Origin of the sequence: Paludisphaera mucosa (genome assembly GCF_029589435.1) — a bacterium.
GTDB classification, from domain to species: Bacteria; Planctomycetota; Planctomycetia; order Isosphaerales; family Isosphaeraceae; genus Paludisphaera; species Paludisphaera mucosa.
Genome location: NZ_JARRAG010000001.1, coordinates 990,407 through 1,014,781, shown reverse-complemented (window position 1 = coordinate 1,014,781; position 24,375 = coordinate 990,407). Strand labels below are relative to the sequence as shown.

The following is a 24,375-nucleotide window of genomic DNA, read 5'->3' as shown; positions in this document are numbered from 1 at the left end:
GCCCCGCCTGCCCGCCCTGCTCAGGAACCGATCGTCGCGACCGTCGGAAAGGCGTGGATCGCCTCGACGTCGGGGATCAGGTGCGGTTGCTTATACTGTTCGACGGTCCCGCCGCTGCGGGCGAGGCGGCGTTTCTGGAATTCGCCCCACGCCCCGTCCCGGATGCGGATCGTGCGGACGGGGCCGAGGCGGAGGCTGTCGCGCTTGGCGGCGTACTCGACGTTGAGCGTCCGGAGTTGCTCCTCCACCTCGGCCGTGAACCGATCGGCGGCCTCGCCCTCCGGCAGGTCCGAGGCCTCGACGAGGATCCCGTACGAAGGCGGATCGCCCCAGATCGGCAGGAGCAAGTAGGAGCGCAGGCGAAGCCCGACGCTCCGCTGGGCCGACTCGACGGCCGTGATCACCTGGTGTTCCGAGAGCTTCTCCCCCGTCAGGCTGGAGAAATGGGCCCCCTTGTTGAGGAACTCCACGATCGGGGCTTCGCCGTGGAACCCCACGCAGCGCACCAGGTCGAAGATGTTGTAGCGGTACAATCCCCCCGCCGTCGTCAGGAGGACGAAGTAGTTCTTCCCCTCCACCAGGTCGACCGCCTCGACGGTCTGGGGATCGGGCTTGTCGGCGTCCTCCTCGGGGATGAACTCGAAGTAGTGGTGGCGTATGTCGAGGACCCCGGCCGGGGTGTTGTCCTCGATCGGGATCGTCATCCGGCCCTCGGAAGCGATCAGGCCGACGTCGCGGACGGGCTTCTCGCCGAAGAACTCGGGGTAGCCTCGGAGGTAGGCCCGCATCGTCCCGCCCATCCAGTTGGAGAGGAACTCCAGGTTGGGCCAGTAGTCTTTCGGGAGCAGCCGGCCGGTCTCGGAGACGATCTGCTCCAGGCGACGCGCGGCGTCCTTGCGGCGGATGCGGGTCCGGAATCGAAGCTCCCTGCGGACGTCGTCGGGGATCGACCAGCGGGTGGCGAGGGTGCCGTCATGAAGGTCGCGGATCAAGGTCTCGCGCTCGCGGTCGCCGAGGCGGACCATGTTGAGGATCGTGCTGGGGTTGGCCGCGATGATGGTGCCGAGGTTCTTGTAGATCGAGTAGCGGAGGGCGACGTAATACTTCGACTCGACGTCCTTGATGCGCGAACCCGACGGCGGCATGCAGTAGGTGGTCCGGATCATCCGCGACTGCATCGACGCCGTGAGGCCGGTGATGGCCCCGCAGGGGATCCCGGCGGGCGTATAGCTCTCGCGCCAGTCGCTGGCGATCTGGAGGATCGGGCGGAGGCCGTTCTCGATGATGTCGGGGTGGGCGTCGAACGCCTGTATACCCCAGATGAGCCAGCCCTCGCGGTAGTTGTTGAGGGCCTCTCGGGTCACGGGGATGGTCTTGGGCCGGTTGGTCGTGCCCGACGTCATGGCGAACATGAGGACTTCCGTCCCCGGGCCGAAGAGGGCCGAGACGTCGCCGTTGCGGACGCGGTCGATGTAGGGCTCGTGGCGGGTGTAGTCGGCGATCGGCACCTGGCGGCGGAAGTCTTCGGGGCTGTGGATCTCGCCGAAATGGTGGTCGCGTCCGAAGGCGCTGTCGGCGTTGCGGGCGATCCGGGAGAGGAGCAGCTCGCGCTGGAACGCGCCGGCCCGCTTAGTCTGCTGATGGAACTCGACCGCCAATCGGCGGGCGCGGTTCGCGATCGGGCGGCCGACGAGCCGCTTGATGAATCTGAGCATGGGAGTCGGCGCCCCGGATTGGGAAGGGATCAGCCGGTGACGGATGAAGCGACGTTCGGGATGTGCCCTGGAGCCTCGACGCGGGCGGTCGCCGCGGCGGCGAACGCGGAGAAGTCCGCCTCGACGAGTTCGTTCTCGAACTCGGCCAGGGGGCGTCGGGGCGCATGGCGGTCGACGTAGGCGCCGAGTCGCCAAGCGTAGGCCTCGGGGGCCGATTCGCGGCAGCGATTGTGCTTGGCGTCGGCCACCATCCACTGTTCTTTGGGCTCGCGGGCCCGGGCGAAAAACTCGTGGGCGATGTCGGTCCCGATGTAGACGTCGCGCTGGCCGTGGATCTGGAGCCAGGGTCGGGGCGTGAGCCGCGCGACGGCCCGTTCGACGCTGGGGTAATGACAGTTCCGGGTCCGTTCGGTGCCGGCGCGGGCCACGTCGCCCAGGGTGGCGAAGATGAACCGGGGCACGAGGGCGAGGAACCAGCGGCAGCGGACGTAGATCTCCGCCCAGCGGACGATGTAGGAGGTCATCGTGCCGCGGGTGGGGAAGGCCCCGTCGGTCACGACGCCCCAGACGTCGGGCTCGTCGGCGGCGACCAGGAGGGCCGCGCCGCCGCCTCGGCTCACGCCGAAGAGGCCGTAGCCGGAGAGGTCGCGGTCGGGACGCGACCGAAGATACGCCAGCGCGCTCCGGAGGTCGTCGACCTCGTGGTTGGACGCGTACTGCAAGGGCTCGTAGGCCGGGTCGACGGCGCTCGCGCCATGGCTCCGGAAATCGAAGCTGAAGACGTCGAAGCCGCGATCCCGCAAGTGGTCGAGATAAGGCGCGTAGCTCCAGCGGTCGCTGAGGAACTCGTGGCAGAAGACGAGCACCCCGACGCGTGCGTCGGTGCGGGCCTTGAAATAGCTTCCCCTGAGCGTCAGGCCGTCGGACGAGGCGAACGCGGCCGGTTCGCCGAGGTCGTCCGGCTTGACCTTCAGCGGCTGGAAGACCGGACGATCTTCGAAGATCCGTCGGATCACCGGGCAGTACAGCCAGATCGTGGCGACGAGGAAGCCGCCGAGCGCGACGACGGGGATCGTCGCGAGGACCGCGAGGGCGATGAGCAGCGTAGAGAGGCCGACCACGGATGCACTCCCGTTGGAATCGCCCGGGCCGATCGCGGCCGGCCGTCGGCCCCGCGGGGCGCGGGGGTCGACGACGGATCGAACGGCGGCGGAACTTCGGTCAGTCGGTGTAGCGTTTCAAGATCAAGGTGATGTTCTGCCCGCCGAAGCCGAAGCTGTTGGAGAGCGCCACGTCGACCCGCTTCTTCCGCGCCTCGTGGGGGATGTAATCGAGGTCGCACTCGGGATCCGGGTTGTCCAGGTTGATCGTCGGCGGCAGCAGGCCGTCGCGGATGGTCAGCAGGCAGACGATCGCCTCGACGCTGCCGGCGGCGGCGATCAGGTGCCCCATCATGCTCTTGGTGCTGGAGATCGGCACGGTGTACGCGGCGTCGCCGAACGTCTTCTTGATCGCCAGGGTCTCGACCGAGTCGTTGACCGACGTGCTGGTGCCGTGGGCGTTGATGTAGTCGATCGCCTCGGGCTCGATCCCCGCGCCCTCGAGGGCCTCGCGGAGGCAGGCGATCGCGCCCCGGCCTTCCTCGTGGCTGTCGGTGATGCGAAAGGCGTCGGCCGTCGAGCCGTAGCCGACGATCTCGCCGTAGATCTTGGCGCCGCGAGCCTTGGCGTGCTCCAGCTCCTCCAGGACGAGCATGCCCGCCCCTTCGCCGATGATGAAGCCGTCGCGGTCGCGGTCGAACGGGCGGCTGGCCTTCGCGGGCTCGTCGTTGCGGGTCGACAGGGCCGTCAGCAGGATGAACCCCGTAACGCCGAACGGGTGGATCATGCTGTGCGTGCCGCCCGAGAGCATGACGTCGGCGCAGTCGTGGCGGATCATCTCGTAGGCCTCGCCGATCGCCTGCGAGCTGGCGGCGCAGGCCGTGAGGCAGTTCGAGTTCGGCCCCTTGGCCCCGAACCGGGCCGCAAGGTGGGCGGCGGGCGTCCCCGGCTCCTGCTCGGATTCGTGGACGACGTGCAGGTCCTGGGCGCCGTGCTTGGTGAATTCGTTCGTGGCGACCTTGCCCGACTTCCCGGTCTTGTAGACCAGCTTCACGAACCGGACGAAGTCCTGCTGGCCCTCGCCGGCGCCGAGATAGACGCCGAACCGCGAGCGGTCGAACGGGCCGTCGTGGGTCGAAAGGCCCGAATCGTCCATCGCCATCTTGCCGGCGGCCAGGGCGAAGCGGGTGTTGCGGGAATGCTCGGTCCAGCGGTCGGCGTCGTCGATGTAGGACGAGAGGTCGAAGCCCTTGACCTCGGCGGCGATCCGGGTGGGGAAGGTGTGCGCGTCGAAGAGCGAGATCGCGCCCACGCCGCTCTTGCCGGCCAGCAGCGCGGACCACGTCGACTCGACGTCCCCGCCCACCGGGGTGACCATTCCCATTCCTGTGACGACGACCCGCCGCATGGAGCAACTTTCCGGGCCTACGCCCGACCTTTGGATGTAATGAAGAGCCATCGGACGACGAGGCGCGACGCGCTCAGCCTGCGGGATCGACGGGCCCGCCCTTGACCACGACCGCGGAAGCCTGGCCGTTGATGGTGACGTTCGTGTTCACAAAGACGGGGTTATCCGTGGCGCGGGGGCCGCCGACCACGACGTCGATCCCGCAGCCGGGGTCGAGGTCGTCGCAGTTCAAGGTCGGCGGGATGAGGCCGCGATTCACGCCCACGAGGCTGGCGATCAGCTCGACCGCCCCCGCGCCCGAGGCGATGTTGCCGAGGAAGCCCTTGAGGCCGACGACCGGCACGCCCGAGCGTCCGAAGACGCGCTCGAAGGCCCGCGCCTCCGCGAGGTCGCCCAGCTTCGAGCCCGAGCCGTGGGCGTTGACGTGTCCGACGTCGCCGGGGCCCAGGCGGGCCTCTCGGAGCGCCCCCTTGACGGCGATCTCGGTCCCGCTGCCCTGCGGGTCCTGGCCGCCGCTCGGGACCGCGTCGCAGCCCGAGCCCGCACCCAGGATCTCGCCGTGGATCTTGACGCCCCGCCGGAGCGCGTGGCCCAGCTCCTCGAGGATCAGGATCCCCGCCCCTTCGCCCGGCAGGCTGCCGTCGCGACGCGCGTCGAACGGGCGGAGGCCCGCCGATGGTTCCCCCTCCCAGCGCGACATCGTGTTGTAGAGGGCCATCCGGGTGAGGCTCAGCGGGTGGATTTTCGAGTCGGCCCCGCCGGTGATCATGACGTCGGCCTTGCCGCGGGCGATGATCCGCGCGGCCTCGGCGATGGCCAGGTTCGACGAGGCGTCGGCCTCGGTGATCGTGTTGCTGGGCCCCTGGCAGTCCATCAGGATCGAGATGTGGCAGGCCAGCATGTTGGGAAGATACTTCAGCAGCCAGATCGGCTCGATGACCCCGATCGCCTCACGGCCCCAGACCGGGAACTCGAACTGGCCGGTGTTCGCCGAGGCCATCGAGATCGCCGGCGCCAGCTCGTCGAGCTCGGTCGAGATCAGGCCGGCGCCCAGGTCGATGCCGATCCGCGTGGGCTCGACGCCGCCGTCGACGAGGCCCGCGTCATCCATCGCCCGCTGGGCCGCGGCCACTGCGAGCTGGATGTCCCGGGCCATGTACTTCCGGCTCTTGCGGAGTGCGTTGCGGTATTTCGGCAGGGCGTAGCCCTTGAGGAAGTCGAAGTCGCGGATCTCGGCGACGATGTCGTTGGGCAGGCCCTCGACGGGGAAAGCCTCCACGCGTCGCAGCGCCCCTTGGCCGGAGGCGAGCCGCTCCCAGATGCGATCCGGAGCGTCACCCAGGGGCGTGACGAAACCTATCCCGGTGATGACGACGCGGCGTTCGGAACCAAGCATGAATGACCCGTCGAACTCCCGGTGAGGGCCTGCGACTCGTTCGCCCTGGGACGGCCCTGATCGGACCCTCCCGCGCGACGTCACGAATCTCCGAATGCGATTAGTCTACCCGAATCCCGCATATTTGGCGACCGTCTCAGGGCGTCGGCGCGACCGGGGCCTCGCCGTTGACCTCGCCATCGGCCAGGGCTCCTTCGTTCTCCTTGGCGCGCTGCTGCGCCTTGGCGAGGTCGAGGACGCCCAGGAGCTGCTGCGTGAAGACGAAATTCTTGGGGCCGAAGATCTGGTTGGCCCGGGTGTTGTCGAGGTGCGCGAAGACGATCTCCACGTCGGCCAGCAGCTCGGTCCCGAGGAAAGCCTTGCCCTCGACCACGGCCCCCTCGGCGCGGAGGTCGGTGAGCGTCACCTCATAGATCAGCTGGTCGCCGGCGCAGGCGACGCCGAAGAACTCGGCCCGGGGGATCTTGGCCAGCACCACCTTCTCGGCGAACCCTCCCGCCTCTCCCACGAGGATCCCGCCGGTCTGGGCCAGGCCCTCGATGATGAGCGACGCGGGCATGACCGGGTAGCCCGGGAAGTGGTCGTGCAGATGCTCCTCGGCGAGGGTCAGGTTCTTGATCGCTCGCGCGAACTGACCGCTCCGGAACTCCACAAACTTGTCGATCCAGATCCATCGCATGGTCGAGGGCGCCGCCAGGCAAAGGGGAAAGGGGGAGATGAGGGCCGGGCGCCCGCAGAATCCGAAGAACCCGACCGCGTCGGCCCGGGCGGGTGGAGGCGCTCCACCCGCCGCGGCGGGACGCGGGCCCATCGACTCTCCGGGACGGTCGAGCGGCCGAGATCAGGCGGCCAACTTGCTCTGCACGTACTGGACGAGCATGTCCACCGTATAGAGGTCGCCCATCTTCTCAAGGTCGGGATCGGCCTCGAACTTCGACAGGTCGGCGAAAGGGAGGCGGCCCTTCAGCTCGGAGATCCCCTTCGTCGTGAGCCGGCCGTCGTTGATCCACTCGGGATCGGCGACCAGGTTCTCGGGGAACAGCTCGCCACGGGGGATCTTGATGCCGAAGTTCCGCTCGAGGCGGAAGACGATGTCCAGGAAGTCGATCGACTCGGCCCCCAGGTCGCCTTGCAGGGTGGACTCTTTGGTCACGTCCTCCTCGTCCACTCCCAGCGCGTCGACCAGGGTGGACTGGACCTTCTCGAAGATCTCGTCGTATGCGGGCATGTCATCCTCAGGGCTAAGGGGGAACACGGGCTCGCACTCGATCCACGGCGAATCGGGGACGCGGTCGGGCCGGCGATCAAGTCGGCTCACTTAATCGTCGGCGAGATCGAGTGACGAACTTCAAGGGGGGCGGGTCGCAAGATGGAAGCCCGATTCACTTGGGGGGAGTGCCCGAATCCTTCGGCCGGGATTCGAGACACGTCACCGTATTGTCCAGAAAATCGGGATTTCTTGCAACCTCATCATGCTCAACCAATGATACGACGAAAATGGGCCGGATCGGGGGAATTTCCCGGCGGCCTCGTGGCAAGGTGCACCGACTGCACCGGATGCACCGATCCTGCGCCCCGCTCCCTGAAAATCCGCGGGGCGGACTCGCGCTCAGATCAGCTTGACGCCCGCAGGCTCCGGCGTCTTGGCGATGGCGCGGGCGCCGACCGACCCCTTGCGGAGGGTCGAATAGAGGTCGCGAAGGCCGGCGACGATCTGGGCGTCGACGCCGTGCAACATCGGGTTCTTCTCCCGCAAGTTGTATCGCGTGAGGACGATGCGGCCCTTGACCATCTCCTGGCCGTCGATCATGCCGACGCCCTTGAAGGTCGCGTCGACGCCGACGTCGGAGACCATGTCGATCTTCAGCTCCAGCTGACGGCCGGGCTCGACGAAGCTGCCGTACTTGATCGTCTTGGCCTGCTTGAGGACGATGATGCTGTGGGCGAAGTCTTCCGTCTCGCGGATCAGCCACGCCCCGGCCTGGGTCAGGGCTTCCAGCATGAGCACGCCGGGCATGACCGGGAACCCCGGGAAGTGGTCGGCGAGGTATTCCTCGGCGAGCGAGAGGTTCTTGACGGCGTGCAGCGAGCGGCCGGGCTGGACGTCGAGGATCCGATCGATGAGGACGAAACGCATGGAAGCTCCCGAAATCAAGAAGGCGAGACTCAAGGGGGCTCGACTCTCGAGCCGTCCGGGATCCGAGCGCCGCGGGAATCCGCCATCGGCGACCCCGCATCTTATCCCCGCCTGGGGGGCCCGTTCAAGGACCGGTCCACGACCCGTCGAGGAGGCCGCCGGACGTAACTCGTTCCATTGGAACATACAACTTTCGAGACCCCGGTCAAATCGGCGCTCGACGCCGGTGCGCGGGGACGGCCTCGGGCGACGCCGCCTCGCGCCCTTTCAGCTAGGAAGTCGACGCTTGCGGCTCTATACTTGAGACGAGTCGCCGTCGCGCCGGGCGATCGGCGTGGCCTCGGCGCGGAGCCCAGACGCGCCCACGAGTCGGCGGAGATCCTGCGATCATGTTCTCGAGCCTCGCGGGCCTCTCGTGCGTGCTCTCGGCCGCCCTCATGACGTCGTCCCCCCTCGCCCCGGTCGACTGGTCCCGGGACGGACGGTGGATCGCCTACACCCTCGTCGATTCGCCCGACGCCCCCGCCCTGCCGCCGGGATGGCTGCTGGCGCCCTCGGGTTCGGAAGCGGGGCCGACGTCTTCCTCCGTGATCGCCGGCTCGCAGAAGACCTTTCGAGTCTGGGCGACCCGGGTCAAGGGCCCGGATTCGGTGCTGATCGAAGAATCGAAGCAGCCACTCTCCTCGCCGACCTGGGGGGCCGACGGACGCACGCTCGTCTACGGTCGGTTCGTCTCCTCGCAGCCGGACAGCCCGTCTAGCCAGCGGGGCCGGTACGAGGTCGTCGTCCAGTCGGGTCTCGACCAGAAGCGAGTCGTCGTGGTCCAGCCCGACCTGGAACTCGAGGCCGCGGCTAGGTCCTCGATCCCCTTCCTCGGACCGACCCTGAGCGCCGACGGAAGGCGCCTGGCGGTTCCGCGTCCCGGGCCCGATGCGGGGGTCTGGGTGGTGCACCTCGACGAGGATCGCGCGACACGGGCCATCGACGAGGCTCGGATGCCCGCCTGGTCGCCGGACGGCCACCGCCTCGCCTATCTGAAGTCCAAGCCGGGGCCCGACGGGGAGCCGGTCGTGTCCGTCCACCTGTTGAATCCGGCCGGGACCGCCGATCGCGTCCTCAGCATCGAGGCCTCGCTGACGGCCTCATTCCTGACCTGGGGCCTCGACGGCCAGTCGCTCTTGATGATCGCCAACCCCAGGCGTGGGCCCTTCCGGAACACCCAGGTCGACCTGGTCCGAGTCGGCCTCGACACGGGCCAGACATCGCCCGTCTCGACCCTTGAGGCCGTCGCGCCGACGAACGCCCCGCGGCGATTCCGCGGGCCCACCACCCTGGCCGGCGCCGAGAAGTCGCCCGCGGTCCGCGTCGGATTGGCACTCGACGGCGAGCAGGAGCAGGCCGTCTGCCTGGTCGACACCGAGGGCCAGGATCAGGTCGTGAAGTGGGGCAACCTCCACACCCAGAACACCTTCAAGCGATTTCATCCGCTCGATGCGGGTCTCCAGATCGGCTCACCGGCTGTCGCACCCGACGGCCGGAGCCTGGTCTTCCGAGTAGAAGACGGCGGCGCGGGGCTCGTCGCCCTCCTCGACCTGAATTCGGAAGAGGTCACCCTCGTCGCCCCCGACGCGGGGGCCCGGATTCGCTGGTTGGATCGACTCGCCGCCTGCGCGGTGACGCTCCTCCAGACCTGGCTCCCCTCCCCGGATGCGGATGGTGCGGGGGTCCGCGCCACGGTCCTGCCTCTGCTCGCGGAGCTGGGAGGCGTCCATCCCCGGCAGTTCCGTCTCAAGCGCCTGGCGAAATTCGCCTCGGGACTCGTGCACGAGCCTGGCGATCCCGTCCCGGCCTCGGGAACGGGTCGGGACGGGCTAGCGGAATTCCGGCTGCTCTTCGCCTATCTGAATCAGGACTACACGGCCGCGGAACGCCACCTCGGCGCGATCGAGGCGACGACGACCGACCCTCACGCTCGGCTGAGATGGCTCTGCCTCCGGGCCCAGATCCTGCTGAGCGAGGGCGAGGTCGACCGGGCGCGCGGGATGATCGCCTACATCGACCGCGAGACCCAGCCGCAGGCCCTCTCCATCGAGGACGTTCCGTCGGGCTTCCAGATCGAGAGCGTCGCCAACCCTCAGAACGCCTGGGCGAAGCATCTTGCCCAGAAGGCGACCCAGGGCGCCCTCGTCCGCGGCCGGAACGGCCAGGTGGACCCGCAGGCCGGCCTCGACGGCCAGACCGCGGAGATGGGCGGTTGGGACGTCGACCGGATGCCGAACCTCCCCTTCGCGCCCAATCCGGGCGTCGAGCAGGGCCTCGTCCCTCTCCAGCCCGATGAGCTGGGCGTCCCGCCCCAGATCCGAATCCCGGGCCTGATCGAGCCGCCCGCTCCGGGGCTGCAGCCGCCGGCTCGGATGCCCCGCTTCGCGCCGCCACCGGGCGGGATCGAGCCGGGCCGGTTGCCCCCCCAACCTCCCGCCGCGGGCCTTCGGGCCTTGCAGCTGGAGATCGAACAGTAGGTTCAGAAGGTGGTCATCAGGACCACCCGGGCCGCCTGGATCAGGAGCGATCGTTCGGCGGGCGTCACCTTCCCACGCCCGGCGACCCCGTCCAAAGTCCGCAGGGCGTTGGCGATCACGAACCCCTGCGCGGCGTTGATTTTGAGCTTCTCGCGATTCGCGTCGAGGGTGCGCAGGACGTCGCGGATCGTGAGCGCCTCCTCGATCGGGTTGTCGGTCCGGTCGTTCCATCGCGGGAGCGTCGGCGCGTCGGCCGCCCGCGACGTGACGCCGTGGATGACCCGGCTGATCTCGGTCAGCTTGGGATAGTCCAGGGTCTCCGGCGTATCGCTCGGTGCGTGGTATCGGGGGTTTTCGCCGGTGCTGAAGAACAGGAAGGGGATTTTCCGGGTGCGGAAGGGCCCGTAGTCGCTGCGATTCAGGACGAGCAAGTCGGCTCCTAGGATTCCCAGCCGCACAGGACGCCCCGCCGCCGCCTCCGTCAGCCAGGGACGGAGCGCGGGGACGTGTTCGGTCCCCATCACGAAGAAAAAGTCGCCGCAGACGCCGCCCAGCGAACGGCCGATCATGTCGGCCGTGATGAACAACTCGATGTTCTCGACCGCGAACGGCGAGTGGGCGGCGAAGTAGCGCGAGCCGTAGAGGCCCGACTCCTCCTGGTCGAAGGCGAGGAAGACGACGGAGCGTTTGGGCTTCTCGATCGCGCCCGCCAGACACCGGGCCGTTTCGAGCATCATCGCGACGCCCGAGGCGTTATCGTCGGCCCCCGGGTAGAGGACGCCCTGCCGTACGCCGAGGTGGTCGTAGTGCGCCGAGACCACGACGCATCGCTCGGCGAGGCTGGGGTCGCTGCCCCGCAAGACAGCGCCTACGTTGCGGCCCAGGACCTCCACGGGAGGGGCCGGCGGGACCTCCTGGACGTACTGGCCTTGGAAGAGCGGCTCCAGCTTCAGGCGTTGGAATTCCTCGACGATGAGGCCTGCGGCCTTCCGGGCCCCTTCCCCGCGTCGGCCCTCCAACTCGGGGGACGCGAGCTGCCTCACCCAGCGTTCCAGGTTCGTACGTTCGGGCTCCGAGGCGCAGGCCTCGCCCGCCGAGAGGCCGAGGAGGGTCGCGATCGTCGCGACCGGGACCAGCCGAGCGATCGAAACGACCCTTGACGCGAGCTTGGGCGGGCGAATCGACGCGTCGTGCATAACCGCTCCTTGGGGCGAGAAATCGCCGTCCGAAATCGCCGCACGGCCGCGGATCGTGTGGCAAGCTGGTCGTGGATTGGGTTGGTTCCCTACACGGAGGTGGAACGTGTCGCGAGGCTCATGGATCATGGCGTTCGCTCTGGCCCTGGCGTTCTCGCTGGGCGGATCGGCGAAGGCCCAGGATTGGAACGACTATCTGCACTGGCCCTACGTGCCGCCCCAGGTCCCGGGCAACGGCTTCGAGTACAACGGGCTGTACGACGGCTGGTACAAGTACCCCCGAGAACAGCGGATCGTGCCCCAGATTCAGGGCCCGTACTACCGCAACTTCTACGGCGGCTACCGCGTCCTCGGCAAGTTTCGGCACCCCCACGGCTGGCACGATTGGGACAAGAAGAAGTTCTATCAGGGCAGCCACTTCACCATGGACGTCTTCTGATCCCCGATCGAGCTGAGCCGCCGGGCCGCCGCCCCAGGACTCACGTCCAGGGTGCTCCCGACGACAACCGCCCCGAGCCGCCTTCTCCCGAAGGGCGGCCGTCGGGGCGGCGTCGTTTCGTCTCCACGTCCATGGTCGCCGATCAGCCCAGAGCGCAGGCGATCCGGTAATACGCCTCGACGGCCAGGGCGACCTGATCCAACTCGACCCACTCGTCCCGGGTGTGGGCCTGCGCGATGTCGCCCGGCCCGAAGACGATCGCGGGCATCCCCACCTGCCCCAGCGGCCCCGCATCGGTCCCGTAGGGCACTCCGATCAGCTCGGGCGTCCGGCCGGTCGCGGCCTGGACGGCCCTCGTCAGTGGCTCCAGCCAGGGGCCGAGCGGCGTCTCGAGCGCCGGCATGCGGCCCCAGGGGACCTCGAACTCGACTCCTTCCATCTCGACCCGAGAGGCGACGAAGGCCCGCGCCTGCTCCACCGCCTGGTCGGGGGACTCGCCCGGGATGACGCGGCGGTCGATCTCGATCTCGCAGGCGTCGGGGACGACGTTCACGCTCCGCCCGCCGTCGATCCGACCGACGGAGAGGCTCGGCGGGCCAAGCCGCGGGTGGGGGGTCGATCGCGACAGCTCGGCGGCGTGCTCGGCCAGGGCGTCGACGATCCTCGCCATCCGATAGATCGCATTCACCCCGCGCTCCGGCGTCGAGCTGTGGCAGGCGACGCCCTTGGTCCGGACGACCCAGCGCACCGAGCCCTTGTGCCACGGCACGATGTCGAGCTTCGTCGGCTCGGCGACGATCGCGAGATCGATCCCCTTCTGGGTCTCGGCCAGCTTGTCCGATCCCAGGTGCGTGTATTCCTCGTCGACCGTGCAGGCCAGCACGACCGACGCCGAGCCCGCCGGGCGCTCGAAGCAGAGCCGGCGGAAGGCCAGCAGCATGGCCGCCATCCCCGCCTTCACGTCGCACGAACCTCGGCCCCACAGCCGCCCGCCCTCGACACGCGGTTCGAAAGGCGGGATCGTCATGCCCTCGACGGGGACGGTGTCCTGGTGGACGTCGAAGAGCAAGGTGCGTGCGGCCCGACCGGGCGCCTCGTAACGCGCCAGGAGATTGGTTCTCCCCGAGGCGACGGATTGCCGGATGACCGGGATCCCGGCGTCCCGGAACCAGTCCTCGAGGTATGCGCCGATGCGGCCTTCGAAGTACTCCGGGCCGCTGACCGGCCTCCCCATCGGGTTGACGCTGGGGATGGCGACCAGGTCGGCGAGGAGGCGGGTCGATTCATCCACGTGCCGCACCCTTTTGCTTCGACCGACTCGGGGACCGTCCGGGCCGGCGCGACATCGCGCGGCCCCGATCCCGGCGACGTCCCGAGCGGACGTGGATCATTTCACGCGTTCCAGATACTCGCTGGTGCGGGTGTCGATCCGGATCTTCTCGCCGGGCTTGATGAAGGGGGGGACCTGCACCTTCAGGCCGGTCTCCATGGTCGCTTCCTTGTACTGGTTCGTCGCCGTGGCGCCCGCGAGCGCCGGGGGGGTGTCGGCGACGCTCAGCTCGACCGAGTCGGGGATCTCGATCGAGACCGGCTTGTCGTTGATGTACTTCACCATCACCCGGCTGTTGGGCAGGAGGAAGGACATCGCCGTGCCGATGATCTCGGGCGAGAAATGGAGCTGGTCGTAGGTCTCGGTGTCCATGAAGACGTGCTCGTCGCCGGCGGAGTACAGGTACTCGTACTCCTTCGTCTCGACGTACGGGACCTCGATCTGGTCGACGGAACGAAGACGCTTGTCGATCAGCGCCCCGGAGTTCATGTTGCGGAGCTTGGTCTGGACCATGGCCCGGAGGTTGCCCGGGGTGTGGTGGGCGAAGTCGACCACGACGAAGTTCACGCCTTCCATCGTGATCACCATGCCGCGGCGGACGTCGGTCGCTTTGATCATCATGGCAGGTTGCGTCTCTCTCGGGGCCTGTCCAGACGGCGGCGGCTCCCTCCGGCCGGACCCGTCCATCGTGGAAATCTCAGGGGGCGACGACGCGTCGTCGTGCGACGGGAATCGCAGCCTGAATTTACTGGCCCCGCACCGTTTTGCCTAGTGCGGGCCCCACTTCCGACGTCCGCCCGGCTCGCCTTCGGCCTCCGGAACCTGTGCCGGATTCCCATCCCCGATAGAATGCGGCGGACGCCCCCCGACACGCCCCGCCCGAGGATCTCGGTGAAAGACGACCGCCCCGAAACCCGACCCGGCTCCGAGAATCTCGAGCCCGAACGCACCCCCTCCCGTCCCCTTCCCGACTTCGACGGGGGCGTGCCCGGCCGCCCGGCGGCGATGGAGGTCCTCCGCGACGGCAACTTCCTCCGCTTCCTGATCGGCGTCTTCCTGGTCCAGCTCGGCGCGCAGATGCAGAACATCGCGGTCGGCTGGGAGATCTACGAACGCACTCATTCGGCCCTGGCGCTCGGCATGGTCGGTCTGGCCCAGGTCGCCCCGGTGCTGCTCCTGGCCATCCCCTCGGGTCATCTTTCCGACCGCTATGACCGCAAGCGGCTGTTCCTGGCGTCCAACGTCCTGATGTTCCTGGCGGCGGCGGGGCTGTCGGCGGCCTCCGCCTTCGGATGGCCGGTGGGGTCGATCTACGCCTTCCTCTTCCTGACGGGAGTCGGTCAGGCCCTCAACCGCCCCGCCCGATGGGCCATCCAGCCGACGCTGGTGCCGCGAAGGCTGATGCTCTCGGCCGTCACCTGGAATTCCAGCTTCTGGCAGACGGCCGCGATCACGGGCCCGGCTCTGGGCGGGCTGGTCATCGCGCTCGCCCACTCGGCGACGGCGTGCTACGCCCTGAACACGGCCTTCCTCGCGTGCGTGATCGGCCTGAACGCCATGCTGAAGGTCCGGCCGACGGCCCGCGACTCGGGCCCGGTGACGATCCGCACCCTGCTGGCGGGCCTCCGTTTCGTGATGAAGACCGAGATGCTCGTGGCCGCGATGACCCTGGACCTGCTCGCCGTCCTGCTCGGCGGCGCGACGGCCCTGCTGCCGATCTTCGCCCGCGACATCCTCCACGTCGGCCCGGCCGGCCTCGGGTGGCTGCGAGCCGCACCTTCGATCGGCTCGCTGTCGATGGCCTTCCTCCAGACCCAACGGGCGCCCTTGCAGAGGACGGGTCCGGTGCTCCTGGGGGCGGTCGCCGGGTTCGGCGTCGCGACGATCGTGTTCGGGCTGTCGCGGAACGTCTACGTGTCGTTCGCCGCCCTGCTGCTGACCGGGGCCTTCGACAACATCAGCGTGGTCGTCCGCCAGACGCTCACCCAAATGCTCACGCCGGACGCGATGCGCGGTCGGGTGTCGGCGATCAACTCGATCTTCATCGCCTCGTCGAACGAGCTGGGCGAGTTCGAATCGGGGATCCTGGCGCGATTCACGGGGGCCGTCGGAGCGGTCGTCCTGGGCGGATTGGGGGCCCTCCTGACGGTGATCGCCGTCGCCGCCCTCTGGCCGGCGCTCCGCCGGCTTGGTCCGCTGAACGACCTGAAACCGGCCGATCCGGAAACCCTACCCTGATCTCCCGCAAGCGTTTCGGCAATCCGGCGCATTTCGACGGCTTGACGAATTTTGACGATCCGTCATAATTCGCCCATGAGCACGACCACGCGTAAGCAGAAGGAGATCCGTCAGCGCGAGGGCTACCTGCTGGACGTCGCCCGGAAGATGCTGATGGAGCACGGCTTCTCGGGGCTGAGCATGGACCGCCTGGCGGAGGCCACGGAATACTCCAAGGGGACGATCTACCAGCATTTCTCGACGAAGGAGGATCTGGTCGCGGCCCTGGCGGTCCAGAGCATCGAGCACCGTCGGGAGCTGTTCGAGCGCGCCCGCAAGTTCGACGGCCGGGCGCGCGAGCGCATGTTCGCGATCGGCGTGGCCGACGAGCTGTTCGGCCGCCTGCATCCCCAGTATTACAAGGCCGAGATGGTGATCCGGCTCGCGAACCTCCAGGATCGCGCCGACGTCCAGAGGCGGAAGCTGCTCCGCGACCGCGACCGCGAGTGCGCGGGCTGGGTCCGCGAGATCATCGAGGACGCGGCGCATGACGGCGACCTCGTCCTGCGAACCCCCTGGACGGCCGAGAGCCTCGCCAAGGCGACCTTCGCGATCGCGGTCGGCACGCACCTGGGCCTGGTCAACGCCGAGCCCCTTTTCGAGGGCGGCGAGTGCCCCATGGACCACGCCTGCTGCATGAAGCGGGAGAGCGTCAACATGATGCTCGACGGCTTCGGCTGGCGCCCCCTCTACACGGAATGGGACTACGCCGCGACCCGGATCCGGGTCATGGAGACGATCTTCCCCGACGAGTGGCGGATCATCAACGGCGACCAGTAGTTTCGACGTCCCCCGTCCCGGGGGGCCCACGTTACTCCACGCATCCTCCATTCGGGACCTCGCGTCGGGCTCGGGAAGCGCCACGCACCCATCTTCATTCATTCCGAGGACGCCCCCCATCGGGGCAAGGTGACCATGCTCAACCCACGAGCCTTGCCGACGAAGTCGCCGCGATCCCTCGCCCTGCTGGCCGCCGCGGTGGTCGCCGGGGCCTTCTCGGGCTGCGCGAAGCCGGTCGCCCCGAAGGCGCCCCCGCCCCCGATGGTGGGCGTCGTCGAGTCGCGAAGGATGGACGTCCCGGTCACCGACAGCCCCAACGGCACGATGATCGCCCTGGAAGAGGTGACCCTCCGGGCGCGGGTGCGAGGCTTCATCACCGAGCGGCACTTCGAGGAAGGCGCGTTCGTCAAGAAGGGGCAGCTCCTCTTCGTGATCGACGAGGAGCCGTACAAGGTGGCCCTGGAGTCGGCCCGCGCCAAGCAGGCCGAGGCCGACGCGGCCGTCCGCAAGGCCGAGCAGTCGAAGAACCGCGAGATGGCCGCGGCCCGGGTGGCCCTCGACGTCGCCCAGCTCAACCTCAAGCGGATCGAGGAGCGTCGGGCCCGGGCCCTGCTCAGCCGCAACGCCGGCTCGCAGGAGGATCTCGACCGCGCCGAGGCCGACCGCAAGCAGTTCGAGGCGCAGGTCGAGGCCGACCAGGCCAACTACGACCAGGCCATGGCCGACTACGACATCGGCGTGCTCTCGGCCAAGGCCCAGCTCGACGAGGCGAGGGCCGGGATCCGCCAGGCCGAGCTCGACCTCGGCTACTGCCGGATGACCTCTCCCATCGACGGCCGGATCGGCGTCGCGATCGTGAAGGTGGGCAACCTCGTCGGCCCCGGCCAGGAAGGCGGGAGCTTCTCCGAGCTGGCCACGATCCAGCAGCTCGACCCCATCGCCGTCGACATCCGCGTCAGCTCGCGATTTCTCGATCGCGCGACTCAGCTCGTGCGGAACCAGGCCCCGGTCCAGCTCACGCGCCCGGGCGTCGAGGGCGAGGAGCAGCACCCCTACCTCGGCCAGCTCTACTTCATCGACAACCGGATCGACGAGACCACTTCGACCTTCATGTCCAAGGCCCGCATGCCCAACCCCCACGGGACGCTCCTGCCGGGCGAGTACGTCAAGCTCAAGATGGAGATCGAGCAGCTCAAGGACGTCGTGGTGGTCCCGGGCCAGGCGGTCATGGAGACCGAGTCAGGGCCCGTGGTCTACATCATCGACAAGGAAGGCAAGGTCGCCATCCAGCGCGTCAAGGCGGGGCTGACGACCTACCAGGGCATGCGGGTGCTGTTCGGCGGCCTCGAAGCCGGCGTGCCCGTCATCATCGAGGGCCTCCAGATGATCCGCCCGGGGATGCCCGTCACGTCGCAGACCGTGACGCTCGCCCGGCCCGTCGAGACCCCCACCAAGGCCGAGGACGCAGCCGGGGCGGCCCCGGCCACCGCCGCCAAGGGCGAGAAGCCGGCCGTCCCCAAGGCCACGCCGGTCCACTGAGTCGTCGCCGAGCCGTCGAGCACCATCCACGAGGGTCCGTTCAACCCCAGCGAGCGTATATCCATCATGGTGAATTTCTTCATCGGACGGCCGATCTTCGCCACCGTCCTCGCCCTCCTGATGGTGATCATCGGCGGCATCTGCGCCTTCCTGCTGCCGATCGCCCAGTACCCGCCGATCGCGCCCCCGCAGGTCCAGATCACCACGACCTACACCGGCGCCGACGCGTTGAGCGTCGCCCGCACGGTCACGACGCCGATCGAGCAGCAGGTCAACGGCACCAAGGGCCTGATCTACTTCAACTCCGACAGCACCAGCAACGGCGTGTCGAACATCGTCGCCACGTTCGACGTCGGCTACAGCCAGGACATGGCCGCGGTCGACATCCAGAACAAGGTGCAGACGGCCCAGGCCCAGCTCCCCCCCGAGGTCAAGCAGTACGGCGTGACGATCAAGAAGACGTCGACCGACATGGTCTGCGTCGTCAACCTGATCTCGCCCGACAGCCGCTACGACGCCAACTTCCTCGACAATTACGGCCAGATCTACATCTCGGACGTGCTCAAGCGGATCCCCGGCGTGAGCGACGTCATGTCGTTCGGCCGCAAGTACGCCATGCGGATCTGGCTCGACCCCGACCGCCTGGCGAACATGCGGATCAGCAGCGAGGAGATCCTGGCGGCCGTCCGGTCCGAGAACTTGCAGGCCGCCGCCGGCAAGATCGGCGCCTCGCCGGTCCCCGAGGGCCAGCTCCGCGAGTTCCCGATCACGGTCAAGGGCCGGCTCACGAAGGCGGCCGAGTTCGAGGAGATCGTCGTCCGCCGCAACGACGACGGCTCGATCGTCCGCCTGAAGGACGTCGCCCGCCTCGAGCTTTCCTCCGAGAACTACGACACCGCCGGCTACCTCGACGGCCAGCCCGCCGGCGCCATGCCGATCTTCCAGTACGCCGACGCCAACGCCCTCAACATCGTCGAGGCCGTCCACCACGAGATGGAGCGGCTCAAGAAGGACTTCCCCGAAGGCCTCGACTACGCGATGGCCTACGACACGACCAAGTACGTCGAAGAGAACATCGAGGAGGTCCAGCATACGTTGCTGGAAGCCTTCGGCCTGGTCATGATCGTCGTCTTCTTCTTCCTCCAGGGCTTGCGGGCCACGATCATCCCGATGCTGGCGATCCCGGTGTCGCTGATCGCGACCTTCGCCGCGATGGCCCTCTTCGGGTTCTCGATCAACTCGCTGACCCTCTGCGGCCTGGTCCTGGCGATCGGTTTGGTGGTCGACGACGCGATCATCGTGGTCGAGAACGTCGAGAAGTTCCTGCATCGAGGCTACCGGCCCCTGGAGGCCACCCGCGCCGCGATGGCCGAGATCACGACGCCGATCATCACGATCACGCTCGTGCTGGCCGCCGTGTTCGTGCCGGTCGCCTTCATGCCCGGCATGACGGGGAAGCTCTACAACCAGTTCGCCATGACGATCGTCTTCTCGTTCGTCTTCTCGGCGATCAACTCGCTGACGCTCAGCCCGGCCATGGCCCGGCTGTTCCTCCGGCCCAAGCACGGCGAGACCCGATTCTTCCTCTTCCGCTGGTTCAACGCCGGGATGCGGTGGATCGAGGAGTCTTACGACTCGGTTCTGATCTTCACGGCCCGGCACTGGTGGACGATCGTCGTCCCCTCGGTGATGCTGCTGGCCCTGACGATCTACATGGTGTCGGTGCGGCCCAAGGCGTTCATCCCGACCGAGGACCAGGGCTACCTGATCGCGGTCGTCCAGACGCCCGACGGCACCAGCCGCGAGGTGACCTCGGCCGTGATCCAGAAGGTCGCCGCCATCGCCATGAAGCTCGACGGCATCAAGCACGTCGTCGCGCTCGACGGCCTGAACGTCATGAACTCCACGACCCAGAGCAACGCGGGAGTGGTCTTCACCCCTCTCAAGCCCTGGTCCGAGCGTCGCAGCCCCGAGCTGCGGGCCGACGCCCTGGCCCGGAAGTTACAGGGCCAGCTCTTCGCCGAGATCCACAACGCCCTGCCGCTGGTCCTCACGCCGCCGCCGATCCGGGGCCTGAGCCAGACGGGCGGCCATGAGCTGATGATCGAGGACCGCGCCGCCAAGGGGGTGGACGCGCTCCAGCGCGTCGTCGACCAGTTCCAGGACGCCGCCCGCAAGCGGCCGGAGCTGGCCAGCGTCTTCACCACCTACACGTCGCGCGTGCCCCAGCTCCGGTTCGAGCTGGACCGCATCAAGGCCCGCCGCCTCGACGTCCCGATCGCCGACGTCTTCGCCACGCTCCAGGTCAACCTCGGCGCCTACTACATCAACGATTTCGACCTCTACGGCAAGGTCTGGCGCGTGCTGATGCAAGCCGAGGGGGGCGTCCGCACCAAGCCCGAGGACATCTCGAACCTTTACGTCCTCAACCGCAAGGGCGAGCGCGTGCCGCTCAGCAGTTTGGGCGAGGTCCACTACACCCTGGGGCCCATCGACGTCCCCCACTACAACCTCTACACCGCGGCGAAGATGACGGGCAACCCGGCCCCGGGCTACAGCTCCGGCCAGGCGCTCGAGGCCCTCCAGAAGCTCGCCGAGGAGGTCCTCCCCGAGGGCTTCGGCTACGAGTGGACGGGGACGACGCTCCAGGAGGTGAAGACCGGGAACCAGTCGATCTACATCTTCACGCTGTCGGTCGTGTGCGTCTTCCTGTTCATGGCGGCCCTCTACGAGAGCTGGATCCGCCCCACCGTCATCGTCCTGACCGTCCCCCTGGCCATGTTCGGCGCCATCGTGGGCCTCTGGTTCTACGACATGCCGCTCGACGTCTTCGGCCAGATCGGCCTCGTCATGCTCATCGGCCTGGAGACGAAGAACGCGATCCTCCTGGTCGAGTTCGCCGTCGAGCAGCGCGAGAAGCACGGCAAGACCATCCTCGAGTCGGCCATGATCGCCTCCCGCGAGCGCCTCCGGCCGATCTTGATGACCTCGTTCGCGTTCGTCATGGGCGTCTTGCCGATGGCCCGTGCGACGGGGGCCGGCGCCTACAGCCGGAACTCGCTGGGCGTGGTGATCGCGGCCGGCATCGCCATCTCCACCATCCTCGGCCGATTCGTCATCCCGATCTATTACGTCCTCGGGGAACGCCTCGGCGACTACCTGAAGCGCGTGCGGAGCGGCGAGACGGAGTCGATCGACCACGATGACGAACATCCCCGGCCCCGTCACGACGGCGAGCCGGCGCTCGTCGCGGCCAACGGCAACGGCATGGTCCACTACCACGCCGCCGGAACCGCCGTCCACGGCTCCCCGGACTGAGCGGCGGCCGACGGCCCTTCGCCCCCCGCGATCCGAGCTTGCCCGAGGGATAGTCCCCTGGTAGGCTCGGCCCTCGCGGGGGGGCTCGCGCCCGGGGATTCCCCGCGCCGGGCCGAAGGGAGTGGGACGGAGTCTTGAGCAGCCCAGCGATACGCAAGGTCGTGGTCATCGGCCTGGACGGACTGGAGCCGAGTGTCGTCGAGGCGATGCTGGCCCAGGGTTCCCTGCCCAACCTGGCGAGGCTCGCCGGCGACGAAGGGGTGGCGCGGGTGGCCACGACCGCCCCGGCGCAGACGCCCGTCGCCTGGTCGACGTTCGCCACGGGGGTCAACCCCGGCGGCCACGGGGTCTTCGACTTCCTCCGCCGCGACCCGAAGACCTATCGCATCGACAGCGGCCTGAACCACTACGAGCAGAAGAACCCCCTGCTCCCCCCCCGCGCCGTCAACCAGCGCCGGGGGACGACCGTGTGGGACCTCCTCTCGGCGGCCGGGCTCCCCTCGACGATCCTCCGCTGCCCCTGCTCTTACCCGCCCGACCGCCTCCGGGGCTCTCTGCTCGCCGGCATGGGCGTTCCCGACCTCCGCGGCGGCTTCGGCACGTCGACTTATTACACCGCTGAAACCGACGTCGCCGCTCGCGAGAGCGAGAACGTGGTCGCCCTCGTCGACGACGGCCAGACCCCGGTCGCGACCCACCTGATCGGTCCCCGAAATCCCAAGACCCGCGCCGATTTCCGCGTCGACCTCCAGCTCGTCCGCGAACCCGAGACGGGCGTGTTGACGATCCGCTCGGCCGGCGAGCCGCGCGAGTTGCGCGTCCGCGAAGGGGAGTGGAGCGACTGGCTCAAGATCAAGTTCAAGCTCGGCCCGCTCCAGTCGGCGCACGGGATCGCGCGATTCCTGCTGATCCGCCGCGACCCGACGATCGTCCTCTACGCCTCGCCCGTCAACTTCGACCCTGCCGCCCCCCTCTTCCCGATCAGCGCGCCGCCCGAGTTCGCTCGCCGGCTCGCCGACGACGTCGGCAAGTTCCACACGGCCGGCTTCGTCGAGGACCACAACGGCCTGATCAACGAGCGGATCTCGGAGGAGCAGTTCCTGGCCCAGTGCGAGGACGCCTGGCGCGAGCGCCGGGCGATGATGGAGCACGAGCTGGGCCGGTTCGATTCGGGCCTGTTCTATTGCCTCTTCGACACGCCCGATCGGGTCCAACATATGCTCTGGCGATTCCGCGAGCCCGAGCACCCCGCGAACCGAGGCCGGCCCGCGAATCCGGTCCTGGCCGGGGCGATCGAGGACCACTATCGACGCGGCGACGAGGTCGTCGGCCAGGTGCTCGACCACGTCGACGACCGGACGCTGCTGATCGTCCTCAGCGACCACGGCTTCAGCAGCTTCCAGCGCCAGTTCCACCTCAACTCCTGGCTGCTGCGCGAGGGACTCCTCACCCTCAAGCCGGGCCTGGTCCCCGGCCACGGCGCCGGCGAATTCCTGCAAGGGATCGACTGGGAGAGGACCCAGGCCTACGCGATGGGCCTGAGCGGGCTGTTCCTCAACCTGCAAGGGCGAGAGGGCCGCGGGATCGTCCGGCCCGAGGACGCCGCGGCGTTGCGGCAGGCGATCGCCGAGAAGCTCTCGGGGGCCCGCGACGACGAAAGGGGCCGCGTGGCGGTCCGTTCGGCCCGGCCCCGCGATCAGGTTTACGCGGGGCCGCACGTCGACGAGGCGCCTGACGTGATCGTCGACTACGCGCCAGGGCACCGGATCTCGTGGTCGTCGTCGATGGGGGGCGTGGCGGAGGGGTCGCTCCATGAGGACAACGTCAAGAAGTGGTCCGGCGACCATTGCATCGACCCGGCCGCGACGCCCGGCGTCCTGTTCATGAACCGGCCGTTCCGACGCGAGGGCGCGAGCCTGGTCGACCTGGCCCCCACGATCCTCGACGCCCTCGGGACCGACAAGGGCCCGCTGATGGAAGGGAGAACGCTCCGGCCATGAAGATCCTGGTCATCGGTCTCGACGGCGCCGCGCCCGAGATCCTGCTCGGCGACGAACGGCTCTCCACGATCCGGAGCCTGATGGAGATCGGCTGCTACGGCCGCCTGGATAACGTCCTCGCTCCCGGCTCTGCCCCGGCCTGGATGTGCCTGGCCACCGGGCAAGATCCCGGCTCTCTGGGCTTCTACGGCTCCCGCAACCGACACGACCACGAGACGCAGCTCGTCGACGCGCGGTCGTTCCAGGCTCCGACCATGTGGGAGCAGGTCGCGAAGGAGGGGGGCCGGTCGATCCTCGTCGACGTGCCCCCCGGATATCCTCCGAGGCCGGTGGACGGCATCTCGGTCTGCTGCCTCCCCCCGCCCGACGCGGTCGACGGGACACTCACGCATCCGCCCGAGGTCGCGACCGCGATCGAGAAGCTCGTCGGGACCTATGCCGTCGACCCCAGAGACTTCCGGACCGACGACGAGGCAGGGCTGAGCCACAAGATCCTGGCCGTGAGCCGCAAGCAGTTCACGGTCGTACGGCACCTCATGGAGAACGAGCCCTGGGACTACTTCCACTTCGTGGAGCTCGGCCTGGACTGGATCCAGCGCGCCTTTGGGCGCGTCCAAGACGCCGAGGGCCCGTCCGCCGAGGTCGTCCGCGACTACTACCTGCACCTCGATGAGGAGCTGGCTAAGGTGCTGGATCTCCTGACCGAGGACACGGTCGTCCTGGTCGTCTCGGTCCAAGACGCCCGCGCCGGGCGGTCCTTCGGCGGCGCCTCAGAGCCGTCGTCGCAGATCCGCGAGGGCGACCCCGCCGACGACAAGGGCGACCGCGTCCATCATGGTGCCTTCATCCTGGCGAGCCCCCAGGTCCCGCCGGTCGGCGAAGTCGAAGGCGCCCGCCTCCTGGACATCGCCCCGACCCTTCTCGAACTCGCCGGCCACCCCCCCCTGCCCGACGCCCAGGGTCGCAACATCCTCGAAGGTCGGCTCCCCACCGAGCCCCCCCCGGGCGATGCGATCGACGACGACGAACTGGTCCGCGAACGGCTCCGCGGCCTGGGCTACATCGGCTGAAAACCAGGCCGTTTCGACGCTCGGCTTCGATCTGGCTTCGATGTGGGTTCGGTTCGGGTTCGCTCTTCGAACCGGACTGCCAGGCCTCCGAACGCAAATAACTATCGAATAATGCTTTACGACCAGACGTCTGACCCAGGAATTGGCTTCG

18 protein-coding genes are annotated in these 24,375 nt (G+C 68.4%); 8 read left to right on the top strand and 10 right to left on the bottom strand.

Features of this window, described 5'->3' with window-relative positions; genetic code table 11:
- Positions 1-20 precede the first annotated feature (20 nt).
- From PZE19_RS04280 to PZE19_RS04250, 7 genes are all read right to left on the bottom strand, one after another.
- Positions 21-1,715 (bottom strand): GH3 auxin-responsive promoter family protein, encoded by a 1,695-nt coding sequence (locus tag PZE19_RS04280; protein ID WP_277859332.1) that lies wholly within the window; start codon positions 1,713-1,715, stop codon positions 21-23.
- Between the two features lie 29 nt (positions 1,716-1,744).
- Positions 1,745-2,836, bottom strand: coding sequence for an alpha/beta hydrolase (locus tag PZE19_RS04275; RefSeq protein WP_277859331.1), 1,092 nt, complete (start codon positions 2,834-2,836; stop codon positions 1,745-1,747).
- 100 nt (positions 2,837-2,936) lie between these two features.
- On the bottom strand, positions 2,937-4,223 hold the full coding sequence (gene fabF, locus PZE19_RS04270; RefSeq protein WP_277859330.1) for a beta-ketoacyl-ACP synthase II: 1,287 nt from the start codon (positions 4,221-4,223) through the stop codon (positions 2,937-2,939).
- A gap of 73 nt (positions 4,224-4,296) precedes the next feature.
- On the bottom strand, positions 4,297-5,619 hold the full coding sequence (locus PZE19_RS04265; protein ID WP_277859329.1) for a beta-ketoacyl-[acyl-carrier-protein] synthase family protein: 1,323 nt from the start codon (positions 5,617-5,619) through the stop codon (positions 4,297-4,299).
- 136 nt (positions 5,620-5,755) lie between these two features.
- Positions 5,756-6,298, bottom strand: coding sequence for a 3-hydroxyacyl-ACP dehydratase FabZ family protein (locus PZE19_RS04260; protein WP_277859328.1), 543 nt, complete (start codon positions 6,296-6,298; stop codon positions 5,756-5,758).
- A 162-nt stretch (positions 6,299-6,460) separates the two neighbouring features.
- A complete protein-coding gene (locus tag PZE19_RS04255) occupies positions 6,461-6,847 on the bottom strand; it encodes an acyl carrier protein (RefSeq protein ID WP_277859327.1) in 387 nt (128 codons plus the stop codon).
- A 381-nt stretch (positions 6,848-7,228) separates the two neighbouring features.
- Positions 7,229-7,756: a 3-hydroxyacyl-ACP dehydratase FabZ family protein gene (locus PZE19_RS04250; protein ID WP_277859326.1), complete on the bottom strand. Its 528-nt coding sequence runs from the start codon at positions 7,754-7,756 to the stop codon at positions 7,229-7,231.
- Between the two features lie 389 nt (positions 7,757-8,145).
- Between PZE19_RS04250 and PZE19_RS04245 the strand changes: the two genes are divergently transcribed.
- The gene (locus PZE19_RS04245; RefSeq protein WP_277859325.1) at positions 8,146-10,275 is read left to right on the top strand and encodes a hypothetical protein; all 2,130 of its coding nucleotides are present in this window, start codon (positions 8,146-8,148) and stop codon (positions 10,273-10,275) included.
- 2 nt (positions 10,276-10,277) lie between these two features.
- Here the strand turns inward: PZE19_RS04245 and PZE19_RS04240 are convergent, their stop codons facing one another.
- Positions 10,278-11,471, bottom strand: coding sequence for a M28 family metallopeptidase (locus PZE19_RS04240; protein ID WP_277859324.1), 1,194 nt, complete (start codon positions 11,469-11,471; stop codon positions 10,278-10,280).
- 106 nt (positions 11,472-11,577) lie between these two features.
- Here PZE19_RS04240 and PZE19_RS04235 point away from each other — a divergent pair, with 106 nt between their 5' ends.
- The gene (locus PZE19_RS04235) at positions 11,578-11,910 is read left to right on the top strand and encodes a hypothetical protein (RefSeq protein ID WP_277859323.1); all 333 of its coding nucleotides are present in this window, start codon (positions 11,578-11,580) and stop codon (positions 11,908-11,910) included.
- 142 nt (positions 11,911-12,052) lie between these two features.
- On the opposite strand, the gene PZE19_RS04230 is transcribed toward PZE19_RS04235, so the two are convergent.
- A complete protein-coding gene (locus tag PZE19_RS04230) occupies positions 12,053-13,201 on the bottom strand; it encodes a M20 family metallopeptidase (protein ID WP_277859322.1) in 1,149 nt (382 codons plus the stop codon).
- 96 nt (positions 13,202-13,297) lie between these two features.
- Complete coding sequence (gene efp / locus PZE19_RS04225) at positions 13,298-13,861, bottom strand: elongation factor P (protein WP_277859321.1); 564 nt, start codon at positions 13,859-13,861, stop codon at positions 13,298-13,300.
- Between the two features lie 270 nt (positions 13,862-14,131).
- On the opposite strand from efp, the gene PZE19_RS04220 reads away from it, so the two are divergent.
- From PZE19_RS04220 to PZE19_RS04195, 6 genes are all read left to right on the top strand, one after another.
- Complete coding sequence (locus PZE19_RS04220; RefSeq protein ID WP_277859320.1) at positions 14,132-15,478, top strand: MFS transporter; 1,347 nt, start codon at positions 14,132-14,134, stop codon at positions 15,476-15,478.
- A 75-nt stretch (positions 15,479-15,553) separates the two neighbouring features.
- Positions 15,554-16,297, top strand: a complete 744-nt coding sequence (locus PZE19_RS04215; protein ID WP_277859319.1) for a TetR/AcrR family transcriptional regulator — start codon at positions 15,554-15,556, stop codon at positions 16,295-16,297.
- A gap of 135 nt (positions 16,298-16,432) precedes the next feature.
- Positions 16,433-17,836, top strand: a complete 1,404-nt coding sequence (locus PZE19_RS04210; protein WP_277859318.1) for an efflux RND transporter periplasmic adaptor subunit — start codon at positions 16,433-16,435, stop codon at positions 17,834-17,836.
- Between the two features lie 66 nt (positions 17,837-17,902).
- Positions 17,903-21,154 (top strand): efflux RND transporter permease subunit, encoded by a 3,252-nt coding sequence (locus PZE19_RS04205; RefSeq protein WP_277859317.1) that lies wholly within the window; start codon positions 17,903-17,905, stop codon positions 21,152-21,154.
- Between the two features lie 134 nt (positions 21,155-21,288).
- Positions 21,289-23,154 carry an alkaline phosphatase family protein gene (locus PZE19_RS04200; protein WP_277859316.1) on the top strand — a complete coding sequence of 622 codons (1,866 nt, stop codon included), beginning with the start codon at positions 21,289-21,291 and terminating at the stop codon, positions 23,152-23,154.
- Complete coding sequence (locus PZE19_RS04195) at positions 23,151-24,224, top strand: alkaline phosphatase family protein (RefSeq protein ID WP_277859315.1); 1,074 nt, start codon at positions 23,151-23,153, stop codon at positions 24,222-24,224. The genes PZE19_RS04200 and PZE19_RS04195 overlap by 4 nt, the downstream gene beginning before the upstream one ends.
- The last annotated feature ends 151 nt before the right edge of the window (positions 24,225-24,375 follow it).

Excerpts from the sequence above, each read along its gene's own strand:
- PZE19_RS04280 (WP_277859332.1), bottom strand. The coding sequence starts at position 1,715 with ATGCTCAGATTCATCAAGCGGCTCGTCGGCCGCCCGATCGCGAACCGC.
- fabF (WP_277859330.1), bottom strand. The coding sequence starts at position 4,223 with ATGCGGCGGGTCGTCGTCACAGGAATGGGAATGGTCACCCCGGTGGGC.
- PZE19_RS04265 (WP_277859329.1), bottom strand. The coding sequence starts at position 5,619 with ATGCTTGGTTCCGAACGCCGCGTCGTCATCACCGGGATAGGTTTCGTC.
- PZE19_RS04260 (WP_277859328.1), bottom strand. The coding sequence starts at position 6,298 with ATGCGATGGATCTGGATCGACAAGTTTGTGGAGTTCCGGAGCGGTCAG.
- PZE19_RS04255 (WP_277859327.1), bottom strand. The coding sequence starts at position 6,847 with ATGCCCGCATACGACGAGATCTTCGAGAAGGTCCAGTCCACCCTGGTC.
- PZE19_RS04250 (WP_277859326.1), bottom strand. The coding sequence starts at position 7,756 with ATGCGTTTCGTCCTCATCGATCGGATCCTCGACGTCCAGCCCGGCCGC.
- PZE19_RS04245 (WP_277859325.1), top strand. The coding sequence starts at position 8,146 with ATGTTCTCGAGCCTCGCGGGCCTCTCGTGCGTGCTCTCGGCCGCCCTC.
- PZE19_RS04240 (WP_277859324.1), bottom strand. The coding sequence starts at position 11,471 with ATGCACGACGCGTCGATTCGCCCGCCCAAGCTCGCGTCAAGGGTCGTT.
- efp (WP_277859321.1), bottom strand. The coding sequence starts at position 13,861 with ATGATGATCAAAGCGACCGACGTCCGCCGCGGCATGGTGATCACGATG.
- PZE19_RS04215 (WP_277859319.1), top strand. The coding sequence starts at position 15,554 with ATGAGCACGACCACGCGTAAGCAGAAGGAGATCCGTCAGCGCGAGGGC.
- PZE19_RS04210 (WP_277859318.1), top strand. The coding sequence starts at position 16,433 with ATGCTCAACCCACGAGCCTTGCCGACGAAGTCGCCGCGATCCCTCGCC.
- PZE19_RS04205 (WP_277859317.1), top strand. The coding sequence starts at position 17,903 with ATGGTGAATTTCTTCATCGGACGGCCGATCTTCGCCACCGTCCTCGCC.
- PZE19_RS04195 (WP_277859315.1), top strand. The coding sequence starts at position 23,151 with ATGAAGATCCTGGTCATCGGTCTCGACGGCGCCGCGCCCGAGATCCTG.